The following is a 3,629-nucleotide window of genomic DNA, read 5'->3' on the forward strand; positions in this document are numbered from 1 at the left end:
CTCCCCACTCCCCACTCCCCATTTTTAAAATAGCGTCTAGGAGTACAGTGAGAACTATACCAGATGCGATCGCAAAAATAATTCGCCAACTATGCTCGGTATATCGACTGGGAAGATGTAACTTAAACAGCAACCCATGGGCGGCAATAAACATCCCGATCGATACTAGTAAAATTTGTGGTATAATTTTGATATTATGGGAAATCTCCTTCACTAAAGGAAAACGATTCGGAAATCTCAGTAAGACTGGTAACAATAATCCTAATGTTAGAGTAGCTGGTCTAACAAATCCTACATTAAATAAGCCACTTCTCGGTCCAATCAAGAAAAAACTCCAAAGATTATCCTGGAAAAAAGCACTCCTTCCATTTTCCCAAAATTCCGGTAAGGTTTTGGCTTCAGTTGGGGAAATAACTGGTCCAAAATCAGCAGGATTTAGTGCGTAAAATAATAGCACCACTGCGGATACGACTAAACCCAGAATGTAAAATAAGTAATCTTGCCGATTTGGGTAAAAATCAATTCTTTCTCCCTCTCCTAGTAGGGGAGGTTTGGGGAGGGGTTTTAGGGATTGACGGAGGAGATCTAATAGTCGGAGAATTAAGATACCAGCAGCGATGAAGATATATTGAGTATAGAATAGCCCAAGAAGCGCGATCGCAAACAAGCAAGCCAAAACTTGTCGTCGTAACAAATAGTACAAAAAAGCCAGGAATATCGGATAAACAAATCCTCTCGGTGTCGCGGATACCAAATCATCCTTCATCCAGATACTTTGATTGAGGATAGTGGCAGCCAGAAAAGCCGCTGTGGGTATAGGGAATATTGCTAGGGATATCCGGAAACAGTAATAAGTTGCGATCGCGCCCAGTATCGATGGTAGAATTTTATTGAAAATAAAAGGATTAATCCCCACTTCCGCAGCAATTCGGTAAAGACTTGAATATCCCAACGGTGCGACAGATTGAAAATAATCAGCAATTAAATCATTCGGAAATAACTCACTATCGAGAAAGCGCTCCATCCAAAATACATGTTGTCTCGCATCATCTTGCACTATATAAGGATTGCTGAATCCTTCTCCCAGTGCCAGATAACTATAAATTGCACTAAAAGTTAGACTGAGACTCAACCAAAATATGACTTTGGGGTTATTTATGTAGGGGGGTTTAATCACACCACCTACTAACATTTTTTGCCAGCGAGTAGTCAGCATCTTACAGTTATGAAAAGTATAAATTACAGTAATTATACCGCTTCTCTTCTTTGCGCACCTTTGCGCTAACCTTTGCGTACCTTTGCGTTAAAAAAAGACAGTATCTCAATCAAATCATAACAGCATAAGTCCTAAAATACTTATATATACTAATCCACTCTTCACCTCATGTGCGCAAAAATAATTTCAGCCTCGTCAACAAACTAGCAATCGAAGCCACAATTAAAGTATAAAATACTCCTCTTAAAAATCCTGTTACAGGAGTAGATGTGATATCTATAATTGGCTTTTCCCAATCATTTAATCCCAAAATTGGCCAAATCAGATTAGCAAATCCCATATAGCCAATCAGGGGATTCATACCATTATCGATTAAAAGTGCCATCCATCCTCGTTTTTTAAAGACATCGATAATAATCGCAAAAGCAATTAACAGAAGAATCGCCATCCCTGTCGTAACAAAGAAGTAACTATATGTCGCTGAATCTTTTTTAATCCCACCTTGATAAGGCTCAAACAGTAAACCAAGGAATAACCAAAAAAATCCCCATTTATAAAGCTGACTTAGCAATAATTCCGTACCAGTAGTAGGATTTTTACATAACATTAAACCAGATAACCCAATCCCTCCCGTCAGTAATGTCGTTTGCCATACCCATCTCCCTTGCAATCCAATCAGGAGGATTAAAATCATCGTAAAACTCAACAATATCATCAAGTAAAACTGTTGCTGCTTCCAATTAAAATCAGTTTCATCTTTCCTGTCTGGTGACTCCAGCCATGAGCAAATTAAATCACCGATAATAGTACCGGGAATAGCAATAAATAAATACTTTAAATAATCAAATTGGAAAATCCATGGTACAGGCGATTGATTCCAGATCAATTTAATCAATCCATCATCAGTAGAGGATAAGCGCATTGCCAGCAATAAGCCCAAAAAACCAAGGCGCAACCACAATTGGGAACGGGTAAATAACCAGATAATTGAACCAAAAACAGCGATATTAGTCAGAACAATTAAAATAATATCACTGCGATTCAAATCGAATCCAGTGCCTTTCGGATATTGCCAATTAGCAATAATAACAATACATAAACTCCACGCCACAAGTGTCAGAGATTTCTGTAACCACGGAAACCAAGACTTAGGCAAACGAACATACATACAGAATATAATAAAAAATCCAGCAAAAGCCGTCCACCAAGTTTGGGGTGTGGGATTAGAATTGAGTTGAAATGGTCGAAGATGTTGTAATATTATCGCAAAACTGCCTAAGAAAAAACCTCGCGTTATTATTGATAAAATAATCTTTCTCTCATCCCAGCCTTGAGCAATTTTCCGCGATAATGCGAGAGGGATAGCTGCCCCCATCGAAAATAAAAATAATGGAAAAACCCAATCAACCCAGGTGAATCCAGCTAAGTCGGGATTAAAAGCATGGGTAGGCGGTGGCTCTTGACCATGATACATCCATGGGGGCAATATTTTGTAAGCGATAGTACCTGATAATACCATCGTCAAAACGGCAAATCCACGTAGTGCGTCTAAAGCGTCGGCGCGTTTAGAGAAATTAGGTGAAGTCATGGGTAGTTGTGACTTTTATCTATGGCATTTTTTTTTAATTCTATCGGGGATAACCACAGGCTCAAAACATTACCTTCCATGAACCCACATTTTCCCACTCTACTAATTTAACTTAAATTCGTCAACATGTCAAGTCTTTGACTGCGATAGCGTTGCTCTGCTGCTTGCAGATCGCGTTGCGCTGCTGCTTGCAGATCGCACTCTATCTCCCATTTCGGCGCATTATTCCTAACGCACCTTACTTAAATCTCTCTGCTGATGGCATTTTTTTTTATTCTCTTGGGGATAACCACAGGCTCTAAATATCACCTTTCATGAACCCACATTTTCCCACTCTACTAATTTAACTTAAATTCGTCAACATGTCAAGTCTTTAACTGCGATCGCGTTGCTCTACTGCTTGCAGCTCGCGTTGCGCTGCTACTTGCAGCTTGCCTATTCCTACTTCAACTAAATCCCACTCAACATCCCATCCCGGTACATTATTCCTAATGCACCTTACTTAATCTCTCAACTGAATGGCTTTTTTTTAATTCTATCTGGGATAACCACAGGCTCTAAATATCACCTTCCATGAACCCACATTTTCCCACTCTACTAATTTAACTTAAATTCGTCAACATGTCAAGTCTTTAACTGCGATCGCGTTGCTCTACTGCTTGCAGCTCGCGTTGCGCTGCTACTTGCAGCTTGCCTATTCCTACTTCAACTAAATCCCACTCAACATCCCATCCCGGTACATTATTCCTAATGCACCTTACTTAATCTCTCAACTGAATGGCTTTTTTTTAATTCTATCTGGGATAACCACAGGCTCTAAATATC

Annotated in this window: 1 protein-coding gene and 1 pseudogene; both read right to left on the reverse strand. The window is 39.5% G+C overall.

Translation table 11 applies throughout. The features are described from left to right. A pseudogene (locus NJ959_RS27150) lies at positions 1–1,216 on the reverse strand (hypothetical protein); the annotation flags it as partial. A 166-nt stretch (positions 1,217–1,382) separates the two neighbouring features. Continuing rightward, complete coding sequence (locus NJ959_RS27155; protein WP_254014880.1) at positions 1,383–2,804, reverse strand: DUF5009 domain-containing protein; 1,422 nt, start codon at positions 2,802–2,804, stop codon at positions 1,383–1,385. Positions 2,805–3,629 lie beyond the last annotated feature (825 nt).

The organism is Limnofasciculus baicalensis BBK-W-15 (assembly GCF_024178385.1).
In the GTDB taxonomy this organism is placed as follows: domain Bacteria; phylum Cyanobacteriota; class Cyanobacteriia; order Cyanobacteriales; family Coleofasciculaceae; genus Limnofasciculus; species Limnofasciculus baicalensis.